Origin of the sequence: Sinorhizobium americanum (genome assembly GCF_001651855.1) — a bacterium.
GTDB lineage: Bacteria > Pseudomonadota > Alphaproteobacteria > Rhizobiales > Rhizobiaceae > Sinorhizobium > Sinorhizobium americanum.
This window is the reverse complement of sequence record NZ_LNQC01000044.1, coordinates 202,393-218,467: the sequence shown is the minus strand read 5'-3', so window position 1 is coordinate 218,467 and position 16,075 is coordinate 202,393. Positions and strand designations below refer to the sequence as shown.

The following is a 16,075-nucleotide window of genomic DNA, read 5'->3' as shown; positions in this document are numbered from 1 at the left end:
ATGGAGCCGCTGCTCAAATTCGATGACGTCGAACTCTACTACGACCACGTCTATGCGTTGAAAGGCGTCACCCTTGAGATTCATGAGGGCGAGACCGTCGCGCTGATCGGAGCCAATGGCGCAGGCAAGTCGTCAATCCTGCGCGCCATCACCGGCTTGCGGAAAATCCGCAAGGGCGAGGTCCGCTACAACGGGAAGCGCATCGACGGTATCGCGCCGGACGAGATCGTCCGGATGGGCATCTCGATGGTGCCCGAGGCGCGCCGTGTCTTTCCTTTCATGACCGTGCGCGACAATTTGCTGATGGGCGCCTTCACCCGCAGCGACAAGGGCGAGATCCAGCGGAGCATCGATATGGTGCTGACGCGTTTCCCGCGTCTCAAGGAGCGATATTCGCAGCAGGCCGGCACGATGAGCGGCGGCGAGCAGCAGATGCTGGTCATCGGCCGAGCGCTAATGGCACGGCCGCGTCTCCTCCTGCTCGACGAGCCGTCGCTCGGTGTCGCTCCGAAGCTGGTGCAGGACATTGCCCGCTCGATCGTGGCGATCAATCGCGACGAAAAGGTCAGTGTGCTGCTGGTCGAGCAGAACTCGCGCATGGCGCTGAGGATCTCGCAGCGCGCCTATGCACTGACGACCGGCAAGGTCGCGCTCAGCGGCAATTCCCCTGAATTGTTAACCGATGAACGGGTCAAGCATCTCTATCTCGGCGGTGAATTCTAGGCAGCTCAATCATGCGGATACTCGTGATAAACCCCAATACGACCACGTCGATGACCGACAAGATTGGCAAGGCGGCACAAGCTGCGGCGTCGCCGGCAACGGAGGTCGTTGCTGTCAATCCCAAGGACGGCCCGCCGAGCATCGAGGGCTATTTCGACGAGGTCTTCTCGGTGCCAGGCATTATCGCGGAAATGGCAAAGGCAGGTACGATGGATGCCTATGTGATCGCCTGTTTCGACGACACGGGACTCGATGCGGCACGCTGCGCCACCGAAGCACCCGTCATCGGCATCGGCGAAGCGGCCTTCCACCTCGCCACCCTCATTGCCGGCAAGTTCAGCGTCGTCACCACGCTTGCCCGTTCGGTGCCGGCAATCGAACACAATCTGCTGAAATACGGTCTCTCGTCTCGCTGCGCCAAGGTCCGCGCCTCGGATGTGGCGGTGCTCGATCTCGAGCTACCGGGCTCGGACGCGCGCCACAAGATTTCCGCCGAAATTGCGCGTGCCGTCGCCGAGGACAAGGCCGAGGCAGTCGTGCTTGGTTGCGCGGGGATGGCGGATCTCGCTCACGCTCTCTCGACCGAGCACGGTGTGCCGGTGCTCGACGGCGTCGCCTGCGCGGTCCGGCTCGCGGAAACTGTTTCGGCGCTTGGTCTCAGGACGTCGAAGATCGGCGGGTACGCCGAACCGCGCGCGAAACGATTTTCGGGGCATTATGCGCCGTGGTCTCCGCCACTACAACGCCGCGCGTCTAGTTAGACGCGCAAAGGTCGCTGTAGCAGTTTGAATTGCTGCATGATGTGAGGAATCACGCAGCAGGCAGGAACTCGACCGCCGCTCCATAGCGCGACGTCGTCCGAGGCTGTCCGATTGGTTGCATTGACCGACGAGCACGCCCTATGAGAATTCATGAGCTTCGAGTCGAAGCGCGGACGTATTGGTCAGCGCGCACCGCGTGACGCAAGCTCGCCAGAGACGATGAAGATGTTGACGACCCTCAGGCCCGAAAAAGATCGCAAGAAACCGGCGGCGCGCTGGTCACCAATCTATCATGGTCTGAGGGATGCAATCGTCAGCCATCGGTTGACGCCTGGCACGAAACTGCCGGAGGATGAACTCGCCTCGATCTATTCGGTAAGCCGAACCGTCATCCGCGCCGCACTTCAGGCCCTTGCCCATGACTGGCTGGTGCGGCTGGAGCCAAATAGGGGTGCGTTCGTCGCGCAACCTTCGCCAAAGGAAGCACGCGAAGTATTCGAGGCTCGCGCCTTGATCGAGCCCCGCGTAGCCGCACTCGCCGCACAGGTCGCAAGGGCCGAGGACGTGACTTTGCTGCGTGGCCATCTCGAAAGAGAGCACGAGGCGCTGGACGCCGGCCGCGACAGCGATGCCATCATGCTGTCCGCCATGTTCCATGTCGGCGTTGCCGAGATCGCCGATCAAGCCGTGCTGACCGGCTTGGTGCGCGATCTTGTGTCGCACTCCTCACTGATCATCGCGCTTTATTGGAAGCGCCGGGATACAACCTGCGAGAGCCACGCACATCATGCGCTGGTCGACGCCATCGAGGCACGTGATTCAGATAGGGCCGCGCAACTGATGAAGGACCATCTACGCGATCTGCTGTCCGGCCTCGAACTCAACCGCACCGGCCGGAAACCGGAACATCTCGCCGACATCCTCCGCTGAGGCTCCGAGACCGCCCCCCTCACCCTTTTAATGCCGCCGCGTCCATTTCCTCGTGCAGCTTGCGCTCCTCGTCGGCATGCGGCTTGGTGAAGCGCGCGATGACGAGATAGGCGACCGGGGTCAGATACAAGGTCACGATCACCGCAAGTCCAAGGCCGCCGACAAGCACCCAGCCGAGGGCGATGCGCGCTTCCGCGCCTGCCCCGCTCGCCAGCACCAGCGGCACGGCGCCGACGATCGTGGCGATCATCGTCATCATCACCGGCCTTAGGCGAATATTGGCGGCGTTCTCGATGGCGCTGCGCACGTCCTGACCGCGGTCGCGCAACTGGTTGGCGAACTCGACGATCAGGATGCCGTTCTTCGCCATGATGCCGACCAGCATCACCAGCCCGATCTGGCTGTAGATGTTCAGCGTGTTGCCGGTCATGATCATCGCGAAGACGGCGCAGGCGAGGCCGAGCGGCACCGTCGACATGATGATGATGCCGCTGACGAAGCTTTCGAACTGCGCCGCCAACACCAGGAAGATGATGACGATCGCGAAGCCGAAGGTGATGAAAAGGCCGCTGGCGTTCTCGTCGAGGGTCGCGGCTTCCGCGAGCGGCATGACCCGCGACCCCGGCGGCAGCAGCGGCTCGGCCATGTCTTCGACCATCGTCAACGCCTCACCGAGGGCAAGGTCGGATTTCAAGCCGGCCGACAGCGAGACGGCGCGGAGCTGCGATTCACGCGCCAGCTGCGGCGCCACGGCCTTCTCCTCGATCGTCGCAATCGACGACATCGGCACGATCCGACCGTCGCCGGCCTTGACGAAGATATTCTGCAGGTCGGTCGGGTCATTGAGCGGCGTGGTGGAGGAGAGCAGCTTGACCGGATAGGCCTCGCCCTCGACGAAGATGTCGACGACGCTGCTGCCGTCGAGCATGGCCTGCATCGCCCAGGAAAGGGCGCTGATGTCGACGCCGAGGTCGGAGGCGCGCTCGCGGTCGATCGTCACCGACAATTGCGCCTGGTTTGCCTCGTAGTTCAGCCGCACGTTTTCGAAGCGGCCGGTATCTTCCATGCCCCGCACCAATTTTGCCGCCGCATCGCCGAGCTTCGTATAGTCGTTGCCGACCAAGGCAACTTGCAGGCCGCTGCCTGCGCCGCGAATGCCGAGGCTGTTGGGCTGGATGGCGAAGGCGCGGACCGAGGGAACCTTGGCGGTCACCTTGTTGATGTCGGCGACGATCTGCTGCTGGGTCCGCTCACGCTGCTCCCAGGGGGCGAGCGTCAGCACCATGAAGCCGCTATTCGCCGAACCGCCCTGGCCGGAAATCGAAAACACATTGGTGACCTCGCCTGACTTGACGAGCGGCTGCAGGCCCTCCTCGATGCGGCGCATCTGTGCCTGCGTATATTCGAGCGAGACGCCTTGCGGCGCGTTGATCCGGAGCATCACCTGCGACCGGTCCTCGTTCGGCGTCAGCTCCGATTTCAGCGTCATGAATCCCGCCGCCCCGGCAACGGTGAAGAAGGCGGCGACCGTGAAGATGACGAGCGGTGCATTGAGGCAGGCCCGGAGCGTCACGCGGTAGAAGCCCGCGGCGCGCTGGCCGAAACGCGCCATCGGGCCCTGATGCGCATGCGCCTCGCTGGTCAGCATGCGCGAGGCAAGCATTGGGCAGAGCGTCAGCGAGACGAAGGAGGACAGCAGGATCGAGAAGGCAAGCACGAAGCCGAACTCGCGGAAGAGCCCGCCTGTCTGACCGGGTAGGAAGGAGAGCGGCACGAAGACGGCCGCCAGCGTCGCAGTGGTCGCCAGAACTGCGAAAAAGACCTCGAGCGTGCCATGCACGGCAGCGGCACGCGGACCCAAGCCCTCAGCCCGACGGCGCACGATATTCTCCAGCACGACGATCGCGTCGTCGACGACGAGGCCGGTCGCCAGCACGATCGCAAGCAGCGTCAGGATGTTGATCGAGAAACCGGCGAGATAGATCGCCGCCACCGTTCCGATAAGCGCAATCGGCATGCTGATCGTCGGGATCAGCGTAGCGCGCCAGTCGAGCAGGAAGAGATAGATGACGAGGGTGACGATGAAGACGGCGACGACGAGCGCAATCTCCACCTCATGGATCGCGCCATTGATGAACACCGCATCGTCGCTGGTGATCTTGAGTTCGGTGCCCGGCGGCAGGATGTCCGAGGAGATCGTATCGACCACCTTGCGCACGCCTTCGGAAATATCGACGGTGTTCGACTGGGCCTGGCGGATGATGCCGAGGCCGATGCCCTGGCGGCCGTTCGACCGCAGCGCCGAACTCCCGGTATCCGGGCCAAGCGTCACCGTCGCCACGTCGCGAAGCCGGACATTGCTGCCGAGGATCAGGTTCTCGAACTGCTCGGGCGTCTGCAGATCGGCCGTCGCACGGACCGAGATGTCCTGGCTGGCGCTAGTGAGCGACCCCGCAGGCACGTCGTAGGAGGCATTGGCCAGCGCCTCGCGCAGATTGGCGACGGTGACGCCGCGCCCGGCGAGCTTCGCCTGGTTGAGGTCGATGCGGAATATCTTCTCCTGGTCGCCGTAGACGGTGACATCGGCGACGCCCTCGACCGCCGCCAGCCGGTCACTGATCTCGTTTTCGACCAGCAGCGTCATGTCCTCCATCGACATCGTGTCGGAGGTCAGCGCCAGGCGCATGATCGGCTGGCTATCGGAATCGGCCTTGACGATGCGCGGTTCCTCCGCATCGTCCGGCAACTGGCCGCTGATCCGGCCGAGCGCATCGCGGATGTCGTTTGCCGCCTGGCCGATGTCGGTCGTGTCGGAAAATTCGAGCGTGACGCGGCTGCGGCCGAAGGACGATGACGAGGAAATGCCCTTGATGCCCTGGACGCGCGACACCGCACCTTCGATTACCGAGGTCACCTCGCGATCGATGGTCTCGGGCGAGGCGCCCTCGAACTCCGTCGTCACCGATATGACCGGCTGGTCGACCTGAGGCAGCTCGCGGATCTCGATGCCGTTCCAGGCGGCAAGCCCCGCGACCACGATCAGCATGTTGACGACGAGTGCGAAAATCGGCCGTCGGATAAAGAGCGCGGTAAAGCCGGTCTTGCCGCCCTGCCCGCCGGGGTGACCGCCAATGCCGATGTTCATTGCGCGTCCCCCGCCACCTTCTGCTCGCGTTCGGGGCTTGCCTCTCCGGCTATGCGCACCGCGCCGCCGTCGCGAAGCCGCTGCACACCCTCGGTGACGATGCGGTCACCCTCGGCGATCTGCGCCTCGACCAGCACCTTGTCGGGATTGCGCTGGATGATCTTGATCGGCACGCGCTCGCTCTTGTCGCCGCTGACGCGCCAGATATAGGAGCCTTCCGAGCTCCACTGGATAGACAGCGGGTCGACGGTCGGATAGCGATCGCCGTCAAAGGCCATCGTGACCGAGAAGGACATGCCGGCACGCAGCATGTCGTCCGGATTTTCGATCCGCGCCCGCACCCGGAGCGTGCGGCTTGCCTGATCGAGGCGGTTGTCGATCGCATGAATGGCGCCGGTGAGCTGGCGGCCGGGTTGCGCCACCGCATTCGCGGTGACCGGCTGCCCCACGGAAATCTTGCTGGCGAAACGTTCCGGCACCCAGAAATCGACCAGGATCTGCGACCGGTCATCGACGACGGCGATCGGCGTCGACGTTGTGACGTAGTCGCCGACATTGACGGTGATAATGCCGACGATGCCCTTCGAAGGCGCCACGACGTCGCGCCGCTTGAGATCGAGCTCAGCCGTCCTCAGCGCCAGTTCGGCGGCCTGCATGGCGATCTCGGCGTCGCGGATCTCGACCGCAGTAACCGCGCGGGCCGTTCCGAGATTGCGGTAGCGCTCGACCTTTTCCGAGGCGCTGTCGCGCGTCAGCCTAGCCTGCTCGGCGGCAATCATCTGCTCGTCGCTGTCGAGCCGCGCGATCACCTGGCCCTCCTCGATCCTGTCGCCGGATTTTACCAGGATTTCCGTCAGATTGCCCGTGGAAGCGGGCGTCACGGTCACCGAGCGGATCGCCTCGCCATTGCCGATGGCGTTCAGCCTGTTGTTGACGATCGCGCTCTCAGCCGGCCTGACGACCACGAGCGCCGCGTCGGAGAAGCCGCGCGCACCTTCTCCGCGTCCGCCGCTGCGCTGCCTGCCGGCGCCCTCGCCGCCCTCAGATCCAGAGAGCGCATCAATCAGCGGATGCGAAACACCGATCGCCCCGAGCGTTTCACCCGCTCCTGGGGCAAAGCGCACCCAAGCGGCGCCCCCGACGACGAGAACGACGAGGCTGACCGCCAGTTGCTTCAAAAAGCGCATTCATGTCTCCGAATAAGATACGCGCTCCAGCGCGGCGCGTACCGGCGGAACCTCCCGATTTGTCGCAAGTATCGTTATTTGCGCGCCTTCGGGCAATCTCGGAACGCCATCATTACGCATTTGTAATGAAAGCAGAATTTGTTGACCGCATCATGGCGCCCCCGCCTGCGAGGGCTCAACGATCGCTGTTTACAGCCGCTGCGGCTCGGCTATTCTGCCTCATGTAACCGGACGTTGAAAAAGCGGGGAGAAAGCACATGTGCGATGCATGCGTGATCGAATCGGTAAAGCAGCAGATGTTGTCGCGGCGCAGCTTCTTCCGCGCCGCCGCTGTCGCCTCGGCAGGCGTCGCGGCCACCGGCATGGGGATCGCGCCGCCGGCGCTTGCCGCCGGCCACGCCAGCGTCACCGATCTCACCCATGAACTCCACGAGGAGTTTCCGACCTTCTTCGGCCAGCAGCAGTTCTTTCGCGAGCAGAAGTTCAACTTTGCCGAACATACTTTCAACCTGTTCGAGCTCCGGGTGAACGAACATACCGGCACCCATGTCGATGCGCCGCTGCATTTCTCCGCGGACGGCCTCTCGGTCGCCGAACTGCCGATCGAGAAACTCGTCGTGCCGCTCTGCATCGTCGACATTCGCGAGAAGGCGGCAGCCGACCCGGACGCGCAGGTCACACCCGAGGACATCAAGGCATGGATCGCCGCCAATGGCGACCTTCCGGAGAACGCCTGCGTCGCCATGCTATCCGGCTGGGGAGCCCATCTCGGCACGGACAACTTCCGCAATGCCGACGCCGAGGGCAAGCTGCACTTCCCCGGCTTCCATCCCGACGCAGCCAAGTTTCTGCTCGAGGAAACGAAGGCTGCCGGCATTGCCGTCGACACGCTCTCGCTCGATCACGGCATATCGCCTGACTTTGCCACCCACCGCGCCTGGCTGCCGGAGGGCCGCTGGGGACTGGAGGCCGCCGCCAATCTCGACAAGCTACCGGCCAAGGGCGCCACTCTGGTTCTCGGCGCGCCGAAGCATCGCGGCGGCACCGGCGGGCCGGCACGCGTCTTCGCCCTCGTTTAGAACCATCGGAAGGAAGCATCATGAGCACCGTTGCACCGCCCTCCGACCCGGAATCAAACCCGCGCGTCAAGGCGGTTTTCGACGACATCCGCGCCACGCGGAAATCTGACTTCATCAACAATATGTGGCTGTGGCTCGCCTTCGACCCCGGTCTCCTGGAACGCACGTGGGCGGAGGTCAAGGCGGTGATGGCGACGCCCTCGCCGCTCGATCCGCTGGTAAAGGAGATGCTCTATATCGCCGTTTCCGTCAGCAATGGCTGCGGCTATTGCATCCACTCACACACCGCCGCCGCCAAGGCAAAGGGGATGAGCGAAGCCGAGCATGCCGATCTGCTGCGCGTCATCTCGCTAGCCGCCAAGACCAACCAGCTGGCGACCGCGCTGCAGGTTCCGGTCGATGCGGCCTTCGACGCCGCGGCCGAACGATAGCGACATCGAAACCCAAGCGCTGAAAACGCCTGTCTTTCCACAGGCTTGCCGAAATCCGACGAGACTCCGGAATAAAAGAGGAACATCCTTTCTGGCCTTTCGGTCCCGAATCACTACATTGGGCCGCATGAGCAAAGGTTTCGACGACATTCCCTTCTTCGACGAGGAGCCGGCGCCGCGCAAACCCGCCCCTGCCGCCGGCGGCATCGCGGCGCGCGCCATGGCCGCCCGCGACAAGGCGCAGCGGCCGGACTATCTCTCCGGTCTCAACCCGGAACAACGCGACGCCGTCGAAACGCTGGAGGGCCCGGTGCTCGTGCTTGCCGGTGCCGGCACCGGCAAGACGCGCGTGCTGACCACCCGCATCGCCCATATCCTGTCGACCGGCCGCGCCTATCCCTCGCAGATCCTCGCCGTGACCTTCACCAACAAGGCAGCGCGCGAGATGAAGGAGCGTATCGGCGTGCTTGTCGGCCATGCGGTCGAAGGCATGCCCTGGCTCGGCACCTTCCACTCGATCGGCGTCAAGCTCTTGCGCCGCCATGCCGAGCTCGTGGGGCTGAGATCCGATTTCACCATTCTCGACACCGACGACGTGGTCCGGCTGATCAAGCAGCTCATCCAGGCCGAAGGGCTGGACGACAAGCGCTGGCCGGCCAAGCAATTCGCCGGCATGATCGACACCTGGAAGAACAAGGGCCTCGATCCGGCGCATATCCCCGAGGGCGACGCCCGCGCCTTCGCCAACGGCAAGGGCCGCGAGCTCTACGCCGCCTACCAGAACCGCTTGGTGACGCTGAACGCCTGCGACTTCGGCGACCTGCTGCTGCATCCGATCCGCATGTTCCGCGCCAATCCGGACGTGCTCAAGGATTATCACGACAAGTTCCGCTATATCCTCGTCGACGAGTACCAGGATACCAACACGGCGCAATATATGTGGCTGCGGCTCTTGGCGCAGCGGCCGCAGAGCGGCAAGGCCGTCGTGAGAGAAACGCCTGCGGGCGAAGCGCGAGCCAGCCAAGGCTGGCCGGACGACGTTTCGTCCGCCCCCGCGGAGCGCAGCCGCGCAAGCGGCGACAGCGTGAACGCAAACAGACGGCAGCAAATAAATATTTGCTGCGTCGGCGACGACGACCAGTCGATCTATGGCTGGCGCGGCGCCGAGGTCGACAACATCCTCCGCTTCGAGAAGGATTTTCCCGGCGCCAAGGTCATCAAGCTCGAGCGCAACTATCGCTCGACCGAGCATATCCTCGGCACCGCCGCGCATCTGATCGCCCACAATGAGGGCCGGCTCGGCAAGACGCTGTTCACCGAGCGCAGCCACCCGGACGACGAGAAGGTGCATGTGCACGCCGCCTGGGATTCCGAAGAGGAAGCCCGCGCCGTCGGCGAGGAGATCGAGCAGCTCCAGCGCAAGAAGCACAATCTGAACGACATCGCGATCCTGGTGCGTGCCTCCTTCCAGATGCGCGAGTTCGAAGACCGCTTCGTCACCCTCGGCCTCAATTATCGCGTCATCGGCGGCCCGCGTTTCTACGAGCGCCTCGAAATCCGCGATGCCATGGCCTATTTCCGCCTCGTCTGCCAACCGGCCGACGACCTCGCCTTCGAGCGCATCGTCAACACGCCGAAGCGCGGCCTGGGCGACACCACCGTCCGCAACCTGCACGACTATGCCCGCGCCCGCGACATCCCGATGCTCGCCGCCGCAACCGAGATCATCGAGACCGACGAGTTGAAGCCGAAGGCGCGCAAGGCACTGTTCGACGTCGTCACCGATTTCCGCCGTTGGCAGACCCTGCTCGAAACGACGCCGCATACGGAGCTGGCCGAGCAGATCCTAGACGAGAGCGGCTATACGGCGATGTGGCAGGCCGACAAGTCGGCCGAAGCCCCGGGACGGCTTGAAAACCTCAAGGAACTCATCCGCTCGATGGAAGCCTTCGAATCGATGCGCGGCTTCCTGGAGCATGTCGCGCTCGTCATGGATGCCGAGCAGAACGAGGACATGGACGCCGTGTCGATCATGACGCTGCATTCGGCGAAGGGCCTGGAATTCGACACCGTCTTCCTGCCGGGCTGGGAAGAAGGTCTCTTTCCCCACCAGCGCGCACTCGACGAAGGTGGGCGCGCCGGTCTCGAGGAGGAACGCCGCCTCGCCTATGTCGGCATCACCCGCGCCAAACGCCGCTGCCACATCTGGTTCGTCTCGAACCGCCGCATTCACGGCCTCTGGCAGTCGACAATGCCGTCGCGCTTCCTCGACGAACTGCCGGTCGACCATGTCGAGGTCGCCGAGCAGGACGTCTCCTATGGCGGCTACAATCGCGGCGGCTACGGCCAATCCCGTTTCGACAAGGCCGACCCGTTCGAGAACAGCTACCAGACGCCCGGCTGGAAGCGCGCCCAGCAACACCGCTCGGATGCCACCCGCGACAATTGGGGCAGCCGCTCCGGCCACGCGGTCGAACGCATCGGCTACGGCGAGTCAGGTCCCCGTACCCGCACCATCGAGGGCGAACTCGTCGCCAAGTCGACGACCGCCGAACCCTCGCGTTTCAGTGTCGGCGACCGGGTCTTCCACATGAAATTCGGCAATGGCAACATCGCCGCGGTCGAAGGCAACAAACTGACGATCGATTTCGACCGCGCCGGTCAGAAGCGCGTGCTGGATGGGTTTGTGGAGCGGGTGTGAAGCGGCACCCTCAGATCACCATCCGGTACATCACGAAGCCGGACTTCTCGGCCACCTTGTCGTAGAGCCGCATCGACTTGACGTTCGTCTCGTGGGTCAGCCAGTAAACGCGCGAGGTGCCTGCACGCCTTGCTGCGTCGAAAACCCCGTTGATGAGCGCCTCGCCGACGCCTTTCCCGCGCGCCGCCTCGTTGATGAAGAGGTCCTGGAGATAGCAATTCGGTTGGATCGCCGTGGTGGTGCGGTGAAAGATGAAGTGCGTGAGCCCGACCAGCCGGCCCTTGTTCTCGGCAACCAGGGCATGCATGGGTTCATAGGCATCGAAGAAGCGCGACCAGGTCATATGGGTGATGTCGGGAGCGAGTGCGGCTTCGCCCGAGCGTCCGTAAAAGGCGTTGTAGCCCTCCCAAAGCAGCAGCCACTGGTCATAGTCGCCCCGGACGACCGGGCGGATGGAAAGGTTTTCACTCATCGTCGAACCCACCGGAAAGGCCGTTGCGGGGGCGCCAGCATAACCTTTGATTTCGGCAAGGTCTATTATCTGGCAGCCGCATGCCGTTGATCACTGATTTTCATCCGAAGGGGCCCTTGCTGCGCTTTCTCCTTTCGCGCGCCTCATCAGCGCGATCACCTCGGCGTCGGTGGTTTGCTCGAAATCGTCATAATAGATGCTGACCGCATGAAAGGGATGCGGCGTTGCGAGGCAGACGACCCGGTCTACTTGGCGGCGGAGGCCGGCGATCGCACTCGGCGGAGCCACCGGGACGGCCACGACAAGTACCGCAGCGCCGGCCTTCCGGAGCGCCTGAACCGCGGCCCTCACCGTGCCGCCGGTGGCAATCCCGTCGTCGACGAGGACGACCTTGCGCTTTTCCGGCGAAATGCGCGCCCGGTCGCCAAGGTAAAGTTCCCGGCGGCGCTCCAGTTCGAGGCGCTGACGCGCTACCTCAGCCTCGATATATTCCCGTGACGGTTTGACGAGGCGCATCGCCTCGGCGTTGAGCACCAGTTGCGGTTCGTCGCCATCGACGAGCGCGCCGAGGCCGAACTCGGCCTGTCCGGGAGCACCGATCTTCCTCACGATCAGCAATTCGAGCGGAGCACCGAGGATCTTCGCCACCTCGAATGCGACCGGCACGCCGCCGCGCGGCAGCGCCATCACCAATGGCTCGGCAATGCCCTCGCTTGCGATCGCCGCACCGAGCCTTCGGCCTGCGTCGATCCGGTCTGCAAAGCAAGGTCTCTCATCCAACATGGAGCACACTCCGGACCATAGTCTGACAGGTTGAACCGATGCACATCACGGGAGGCGCTCGGGCCCCCAAGCCACAAGAATCGTCCGAAAACCGCGTCCTCCCGGATCCGGCCGGATGGCCCGACGAAAATTCCTGCCGCAACCACTGCGAGAAACACAGAACGCTCAAATTGCAGCGAATTTAGCCGGCCTTCGTTAACACGGCGCCGCTACGAATTTGTTCACGCATACCGCTATCCCGAAAGCCATCCGCTTCATTTTAGCACGACAGGCCGTTTCGAAATGAGCATTTTGCCTGCCCTATCGGTCATTGCGCTTTTTGCACTATTGCCCGCCCTTCTACGACTGCAAAGCTCCGAAAAGACCGGCGCCCGGGAATTCTCGATCGCCTGCACACTATCGGCGATTGCAACGGCACTGCTGATGGCGGCAACAGCACGCGGCTTTCCGCTGGTCGCGATGCCCGGTCATGCGGTGCTGATATTTGCCGTCTTCGCGCTCTTTGTCGGTTTTCGCCGGCTCGCCGAGCAATCCGACTCGATCGGCTTCTCGGCAACGCTCGCATTCGCCGCTGCGGCGGGCCTTCTCGTCGATGCGGGCAGTCAGGACAGCTTCAGCGAGCGCATGATCGTTATCGCCGGCTGCGGCGCGGCTCTCCTCGTCGTCATCGGCCTCCCGATTGTTGATGGACGGATTAAGGACAAACGGGCTTTGCGAGCTGGCTTCACCGGCCTTCTGACATTCGCCTTTGCCGGGCTCATTCACGCCGTCGGGTCCGCACCCGAGGCCTCCCCTGACCTCTCCGCTTCCCCTCTATCGCTCCTCTTCGAATTCTCGTTTGCCTTTCTGCAGATATTCTTCCTCCCCGCTCTTTTCGTCGCGGTGATCCTGACGATCGAGAACCGCGTCATCTCCGATCTGAAGACGATGCTCGCACGTGACCCCCTGACCGGCGCTCTGTCGCGCAGAGCACTCATCGAGGACGGTGAACGAACGATCGCCCAGTGCCTTGCCGATCATCGACCGGCGGCCTTCCTCCAGCTCGACCTCGATTATTTCAAGCAGATCAATGACCACTACGGTCACGCCTGCGGCGACATGGCGCTCGCCCATTTCGTCACGACCGTTTCCGCATTCCTCGATGGACGCGGCATCTTCGGGCGTATTGGCGGCGAGGAATTCGGCATCGTGCTGCCGGAGCATACGGAAGAGCAGGCGGCAGCCGTCGCCGAAGCGATCTGCCGCGCCGTGCGCGACACGCCCTTCGGGCGGGCGCATCAGCGCATCCGCTTGACGGTCAGCATCGGCATCGCCGCAGCGGCACCCGGCGACACGATCATGGATGTCATGATCCGCGCGGACTTGGCACTCTACGATTCCAAGGCCGATGGCCGAGATCGCTGCTCCATCGCCAAGCATCGCCAAATCGATGCTAGCGCCCGGGCGCTGGCAGCCGCCGCCGCCCAATTGCGACAGGCCGACGTCCCTCACCAGGATCGATTGCGCCACAGCGCATGAGCGGCGCAGGCGAAGCGGCCCCGCGACATCTTGCATCGCCGGCGCTGCCACCTATGTGAACGGTGCTGCTCGTTGGAGGATCCCATGTCTCGCCGCACCCGCACCCTGCTCCTCGCCGCCGCTCTGGCATTGACCGCCACGGCCGCTCCGCCTGCTCGCGCAGAGACGGTGGGCAAAGTTGGCGTCGACTGGCTCGGCAACGATATCAAGATCGACGCCGTGCGCGACCCAAAGGTCAACGGTGTCACCTGCCACGTCACCTATTTCGATCGCAGCGTCATCGACCGCCTGAAGAACGGCAACTGGTTCGAGGACCCCTCGAACAATTCGATCGCCTGCCGCCAGACCGGTCCGATCAGCATCGGCGATATAGATCTGTCGAACGAGGGAGAGGAAGTCTTCCGTTCCGGCCTGTCGCTGATCTGGAAGGATCTGCTGGTGACCCGCATCTACGACAAGGCGAACGACACTTTGATCTATCTTGCCCATTCGCGCCAATTGACCGACGGGTCGGCCAAGATGTCGATCACCACCGTTCCGCTCTTCGGCCAGACCGTCACCTGGGAAAAGGGCCGTCCCCAATAAGCACTGCCGCCGCGATTGCGGCGGCAGTGTGCAAGCCGGCCCTCATGGGGCCTGATTGAACCGCCTCAGGGTGTCGGCGGGATGATGCCCCGATAGTACTGGCCCTCGCCTGCCTGGTATCTTTCCCCATAGGAAACGCCTCTCATCGGGGACATACGCTGACCATCGATACTGCCCGTGGGCATGACGTCAACGTTCGACGGAGTGGTGCTACGAGGCATCAACACGCGCGTATTGTTCTGCGTCCCCGGAGGGTTATGCGGGTCTATGCCTTGGTAATAGCTGTCCGCAAAGGCGGGTGCGGCAACACCGGCAAGCGCGGACGAGAAGACAAATGCGGCGAATGATGTTTTTAGAGAAAATCTCATGGCCTTAGCTCCTATCTCCATTCAGCATCCTCGCCTCCTGACGGATGCAACACGGCAGCATAGGGCCTCCTAACGAATGCTGCTGTTACCAGCATAACACCTTTCGGAGCCTTGGCTTCCTCCGCACAGTCAATGTTTCGTCACGATTGCTCCTGCAACCGTGATGGAGATTAAGCAACTTTAACTTGACGCCGTGACGGGCCTCGGCGCCGCGAGCTCCCGTCCACGGCCGGCAAAGCCGCGCCGGCGCTCACGTCGATCGCAGAGCGCGGACGGCCGTTTGCCGGCTCCTATCGCTCAGGGGACCGGAGCCGGAGGGATGATGCCCTGGTAGTAGTCGCCCTGACCGCCGCCCTGGTACTCGTTCTCGTAGCGCTCGCGAACTTGAGAGGGCGATCCGCCGTAGATGCCCATCGGCACCGGCTCGACATAGATGCTGCCGGTCGGTGCCGGGTCGACGTAGATGCTGCCGGTCGGCGCCGGATCGACATAGACGCCGCGATCGACGTAATACGGGCTCTCCACCATGGGGACGTATACCGACCCTCTGTTCTGCGTTCCCGGCGGATGATGCGGGTCGATGCCTTGATAGAAGCCGTTCGCAAAGGAGGGTGCGGCGGCTCCGGCAAGAGCGAACGAGAGGACAAATGCGGCGAATGAAGTTCTTGGAGAAACTCTCATGGCATTGCTCCTTGTCCGTTTCAGCATCCGACTTCAACGGAAGCTGCGACTAACAATATAAGGTCTCCTCACCGACGCTGCACCTTTCATAACTCGGTTGCCGTGCAGGTGTTCCTGCACGCGACCGTCAATACCTCCCGTTATCTGCGTCTTTGCCCCGAGCCGGACCTACCGGCTCCTCGTCGTAACGCAAAAGGGCCCGCTCTCGCGGGCCCTTTTGGTGTTGCCTATACGAGCGTCCGGGTCTAGGCGGCCTGGGCCAGCTCGTCGGCGATGACGGTATCGAGGTTGAGGAAGCAAACCATCGACTTCTCGAGCGCGACGATGCCGCGGCAGAAGGCACGTTGTGCCTCCGGAATGATTTCCGGCGCCGGCTGCAGGTCTTCGCTGCGGATCGTCATCATGTCCGAAACCTGCTCGACCAGGAGGCCGACGAGCTTGCCGGCGATGTCGGTGACGATGATCGCCGAACGCTCCGAGGGCTCCGTCATTTTCATGCCGAGCCGGCACGCCATGTCGATGACGGGGATCACCGCGCCGCGCAGGTTGATGAGGCCGAGCACGTAGGGCGGCGTATGCGGCATCGGCGTCACCGGTGCCCAGCCGCGGATTTCGCGGATCGCCATGATGTCGATGCAGAATTCCTGGTCTCCGAGGTGGAAGGAGACGATTTCGAGATAGGCGCCGGACTGCTTGATTGCGTTGCTCATG

Annotated in this window: 15 protein-coding genes; 8 read left to right on the top strand and 7 right to left on the bottom strand. The window is 63.4% G+C overall.

Features of this window, described 5'->3' with window-relative positions:
* The 3 genes from ATC00_RS08180 (at nucleotide 1) to ATC00_RS08170 (ending at nucleotide 2,414) form a co-directional block, all read left to right on the top strand.
* Nucleotides 1-723, top strand: coding sequence for an ABC transporter ATP-binding protein (locus tag ATC00_RS08180; RefSeq protein WP_064252483.1), 723 nt, complete (start codon nucleotides 1-3; stop codon nucleotides 721-723).
* Nucleotides 724-734: 11 nt separating this feature from the next.
* Nucleotides 735-1,484 (top strand): aspartate/glutamate racemase family protein, encoded by a 750-nt coding sequence (locus tag ATC00_RS08175; protein WP_064252482.1) that lies wholly within the window; start codon nucleotides 735-737, stop codon nucleotides 1,482-1,484.
* Between the two features lie 225 nt (nucleotides 1,485-1,709).
* Complete coding sequence (locus ATC00_RS08170; protein WP_037387279.1) at nucleotides 1,710-2,414, top strand: GntR family transcriptional regulator; 705 nt, start codon at nucleotides 1,710-1,712, stop codon at nucleotides 2,412-2,414.
* Between the two features lie 19 nt (nucleotides 2,415-2,433).
* Here the strand turns inward: ATC00_RS08170 and ATC00_RS08165 are convergent, their stop codons facing one another.
* Together ATC00_RS08165 and ATC00_RS08160 are read right to left on the bottom strand one after the other, a co-directional pair.
* Complete coding sequence (locus tag ATC00_RS08165; protein ID WP_037386890.1) at nucleotides 2,434-5,559, bottom strand: efflux RND transporter permease subunit; 3,126 nt, start codon at nucleotides 5,557-5,559, stop codon at nucleotides 2,434-2,436.
* On the bottom strand, nucleotides 5,556-6,746 hold the full coding sequence (locus ATC00_RS08160) for an efflux RND transporter periplasmic adaptor subunit (protein ID WP_037386892.1): 1,191 nt from the start codon (nucleotides 6,744-6,746) through the stop codon (nucleotides 5,556-5,558). Before ATC00_RS08160 ends, ATC00_RS08165 begins: the two co-directional genes overlap by 4 nt.
* A gap of 257 nt (nucleotides 6,747-7,003) precedes the next feature.
* Between ATC00_RS08160 and ATC00_RS08155 the strand changes: the two genes are divergently transcribed.
* The 3 genes from ATC00_RS08155 (at nucleotide 7,004) to ATC00_RS08145 (ending at nucleotide 10,957) form a co-directional block, all read left to right on the top strand.
* Complete coding sequence (locus tag ATC00_RS08155) at nucleotides 7,004-7,825, top strand: cyclase family protein (protein ID WP_037386894.1); 822 nt, start codon at nucleotides 7,004-7,006, stop codon at nucleotides 7,823-7,825.
* A 20-nt stretch (nucleotides 7,826-7,845) separates the two neighbouring features.
* A complete protein-coding gene (locus ATC00_RS08150) occupies nucleotides 7,846-8,256 on the top strand; it encodes a carboxymuconolactone decarboxylase family protein (RefSeq protein WP_037386896.1) in 411 nt (136 codons plus the stop codon).
* 127 nt (nucleotides 8,257-8,383) lie between these two features.
* Nucleotides 8,384-10,957, top strand: coding sequence for an ATP-dependent helicase (locus tag ATC00_RS08145; RefSeq protein WP_064252521.1), 2,574 nt, complete (start codon nucleotides 8,384-8,386; stop codon nucleotides 10,955-10,957).
* 10 nt (nucleotides 10,958-10,967) lie between these two features.
* On the opposite strand, the gene ATC00_RS08140 is transcribed toward ATC00_RS08145, so the two are convergent.
* Both ATC00_RS08140 and ATC00_RS08135 read right to left on the bottom strand, forming a co-directional pair.
* Nucleotides 10,968-11,429 carry a GNAT family N-acetyltransferase gene (locus ATC00_RS08140; protein WP_064252481.1) on the bottom strand — a complete coding sequence of 154 codons (462 nt, stop codon included), beginning with the start codon at nucleotides 11,427-11,429 and terminating at the stop codon, nucleotides 10,968-10,970.
* A gap of 90 nt (nucleotides 11,430-11,519) precedes the next feature.
* A complete protein-coding gene (locus tag ATC00_RS08135) occupies nucleotides 11,520-12,212 on the bottom strand; it encodes a phosphoribosyltransferase (RefSeq protein ID WP_037386901.1) in 693 nt (230 codons plus the stop codon).
* Between the two features lie 282 nt (nucleotides 12,213-12,494).
* On the opposite strand from ATC00_RS08135, the gene ATC00_RS08130 reads away from it, so the two are divergent.
* Both ATC00_RS08130 and ATC00_RS08125 read left to right on the top strand, forming a co-directional pair.
* Nucleotides 12,495-13,730 carry a GGDEF domain-containing protein gene (locus ATC00_RS08130; protein ID WP_064252480.1) on the top strand — a complete coding sequence of 412 codons (1,236 nt, stop codon included), beginning with the start codon at nucleotides 12,495-12,497 and terminating at the stop codon, nucleotides 13,728-13,730.
* An 84-nt stretch (nucleotides 13,731-13,814) separates the two neighbouring features.
* Complete coding sequence (locus ATC00_RS08125; protein WP_064252479.1) at nucleotides 13,815-14,315, top strand: CreA family protein; 501 nt, start codon at nucleotides 13,815-13,817, stop codon at nucleotides 14,313-14,315.
* Nucleotides 14,316-14,380: 65 nt separating this feature from the next.
* On the opposite strand, the gene ATC00_RS08120 is transcribed toward ATC00_RS08125, so the two are convergent.
* The 3 genes from ATC00_RS08120 to ATC00_RS08110 all read right to left on the bottom strand — a co-directional run bounded on the left by ATC00_RS08120 (nucleotide 14,381) and on the right by ATC00_RS08110 (nucleotide 16,074).
* The gene (locus tag ATC00_RS08120; protein WP_037387285.1) at nucleotides 14,381-14,683 is read right to left on the bottom strand and encodes a hypothetical protein; all 303 of its coding nucleotides are present in this window, start codon (nucleotides 14,681-14,683) and stop codon (nucleotides 14,381-14,383) included.
* A gap of 297 nt (nucleotides 14,684-14,980) precedes the next feature.
* Nucleotides 14,981-15,364, bottom strand: a complete 384-nt coding sequence (locus ATC00_RS08115) for a hypothetical protein (RefSeq protein WP_037386907.1) — start codon at nucleotides 15,362-15,364, stop codon at nucleotides 14,981-14,983.
* A gap of 245 nt (nucleotides 15,365-15,609) precedes the next feature.
* Complete coding sequence (locus ATC00_RS08110) at nucleotides 15,610-16,074, bottom strand: chemotaxis protein CheW (RefSeq protein ID WP_012708610.1); 465 nt, start codon at nucleotides 16,072-16,074, stop codon at nucleotides 15,610-15,612.
* Nucleotide 16,075 lies beyond the last annotated feature (1 nt).

Excerpts from the sequence above, each read along its gene's own strand:
- ATC00_RS08180 (WP_064252483.1), top strand. The coding sequence starts at position 1 with ATGGAGCCGCTGCTCAAATTCGATGACGTCGAACTCTACTACGACCAC.
- ATC00_RS08175 (WP_064252482.1), top strand. The coding sequence starts at position 735 with ATGCGGATACTCGTGATAAACCCCAATACGACCACGTCGATGACCGAC.
- ATC00_RS08170 (WP_037387279.1), top strand. The coding sequence starts at position 1,710 with ATGTTGACGACCCTCAGGCCCGAAAAAGATCGCAAGAAACCGGCGGCG.
- ATC00_RS08165 (WP_037386890.1), bottom strand. The coding sequence starts at position 5,559 with ATGAACATCGGCATTGGCGGTCACCCCGGCGGGCAGGGCGGCAAGACC.
- ATC00_RS08160 (WP_037386892.1), bottom strand. The coding sequence starts at position 6,746 with ATGCGCTTTTTGAAGCAACTGGCGGTCAGCCTCGTCGTTCTCGTCGTC.
- ATC00_RS08155 (WP_037386894.1), top strand. The coding sequence starts at position 7,004 with ATGTGCGATGCATGCGTGATCGAATCGGTAAAGCAGCAGATGTTGTCG.
- ATC00_RS08150 (WP_037386896.1), top strand. The coding sequence starts at position 7,846 with ATGAGCACCGTTGCACCGCCCTCCGACCCGGAATCAAACCCGCGCGTC.
- ATC00_RS08145 (WP_064252521.1), top strand. The coding sequence starts at position 8,384 with ATGAGCAAAGGTTTCGACGACATTCCCTTCTTCGACGAGGAGCCGGCG.
- ATC00_RS08140 (WP_064252481.1), bottom strand. The coding sequence starts at position 11,429 with ATGAGTGAAAACCTTTCCATCCGCCCGGTCGTCCGGGGCGACTATGAC.
- ATC00_RS08135 (WP_037386901.1), bottom strand. The coding sequence starts at position 12,212 with ATGTTGGATGAGAGACCTTGCTTTGCAGACCGGATCGACGCAGGCCGA.
- ATC00_RS08130 (WP_064252480.1), top strand. The coding sequence starts at position 12,495 with ATGAGCATTTTGCCTGCCCTATCGGTCATTGCGCTTTTTGCACTATTG.
- ATC00_RS08125 (WP_064252479.1), top strand. The coding sequence starts at position 13,815 with ATGTCTCGCCGCACCCGCACCCTGCTCCTCGCCGCCGCTCTGGCATTG.
- ATC00_RS08120 (WP_037387285.1), bottom strand. The coding sequence starts at position 14,683 with ATGAGATTTTCTCTAAAAACATCATTCGCCGCATTTGTCTTCTCGTCC.
- ATC00_RS08115 (WP_037386907.1), bottom strand. The coding sequence starts at position 15,364 with ATGAGAGTTTCTCCAAGAACTTCATTCGCCGCATTTGTCCTCTCGTTC.
- ATC00_RS08110 (WP_012708610.1), bottom strand. The coding sequence starts at position 16,074 with ATGAGCAACGCAATCAAGCAGTCCGGCGCCTATCTCGAAATCGTCTCC.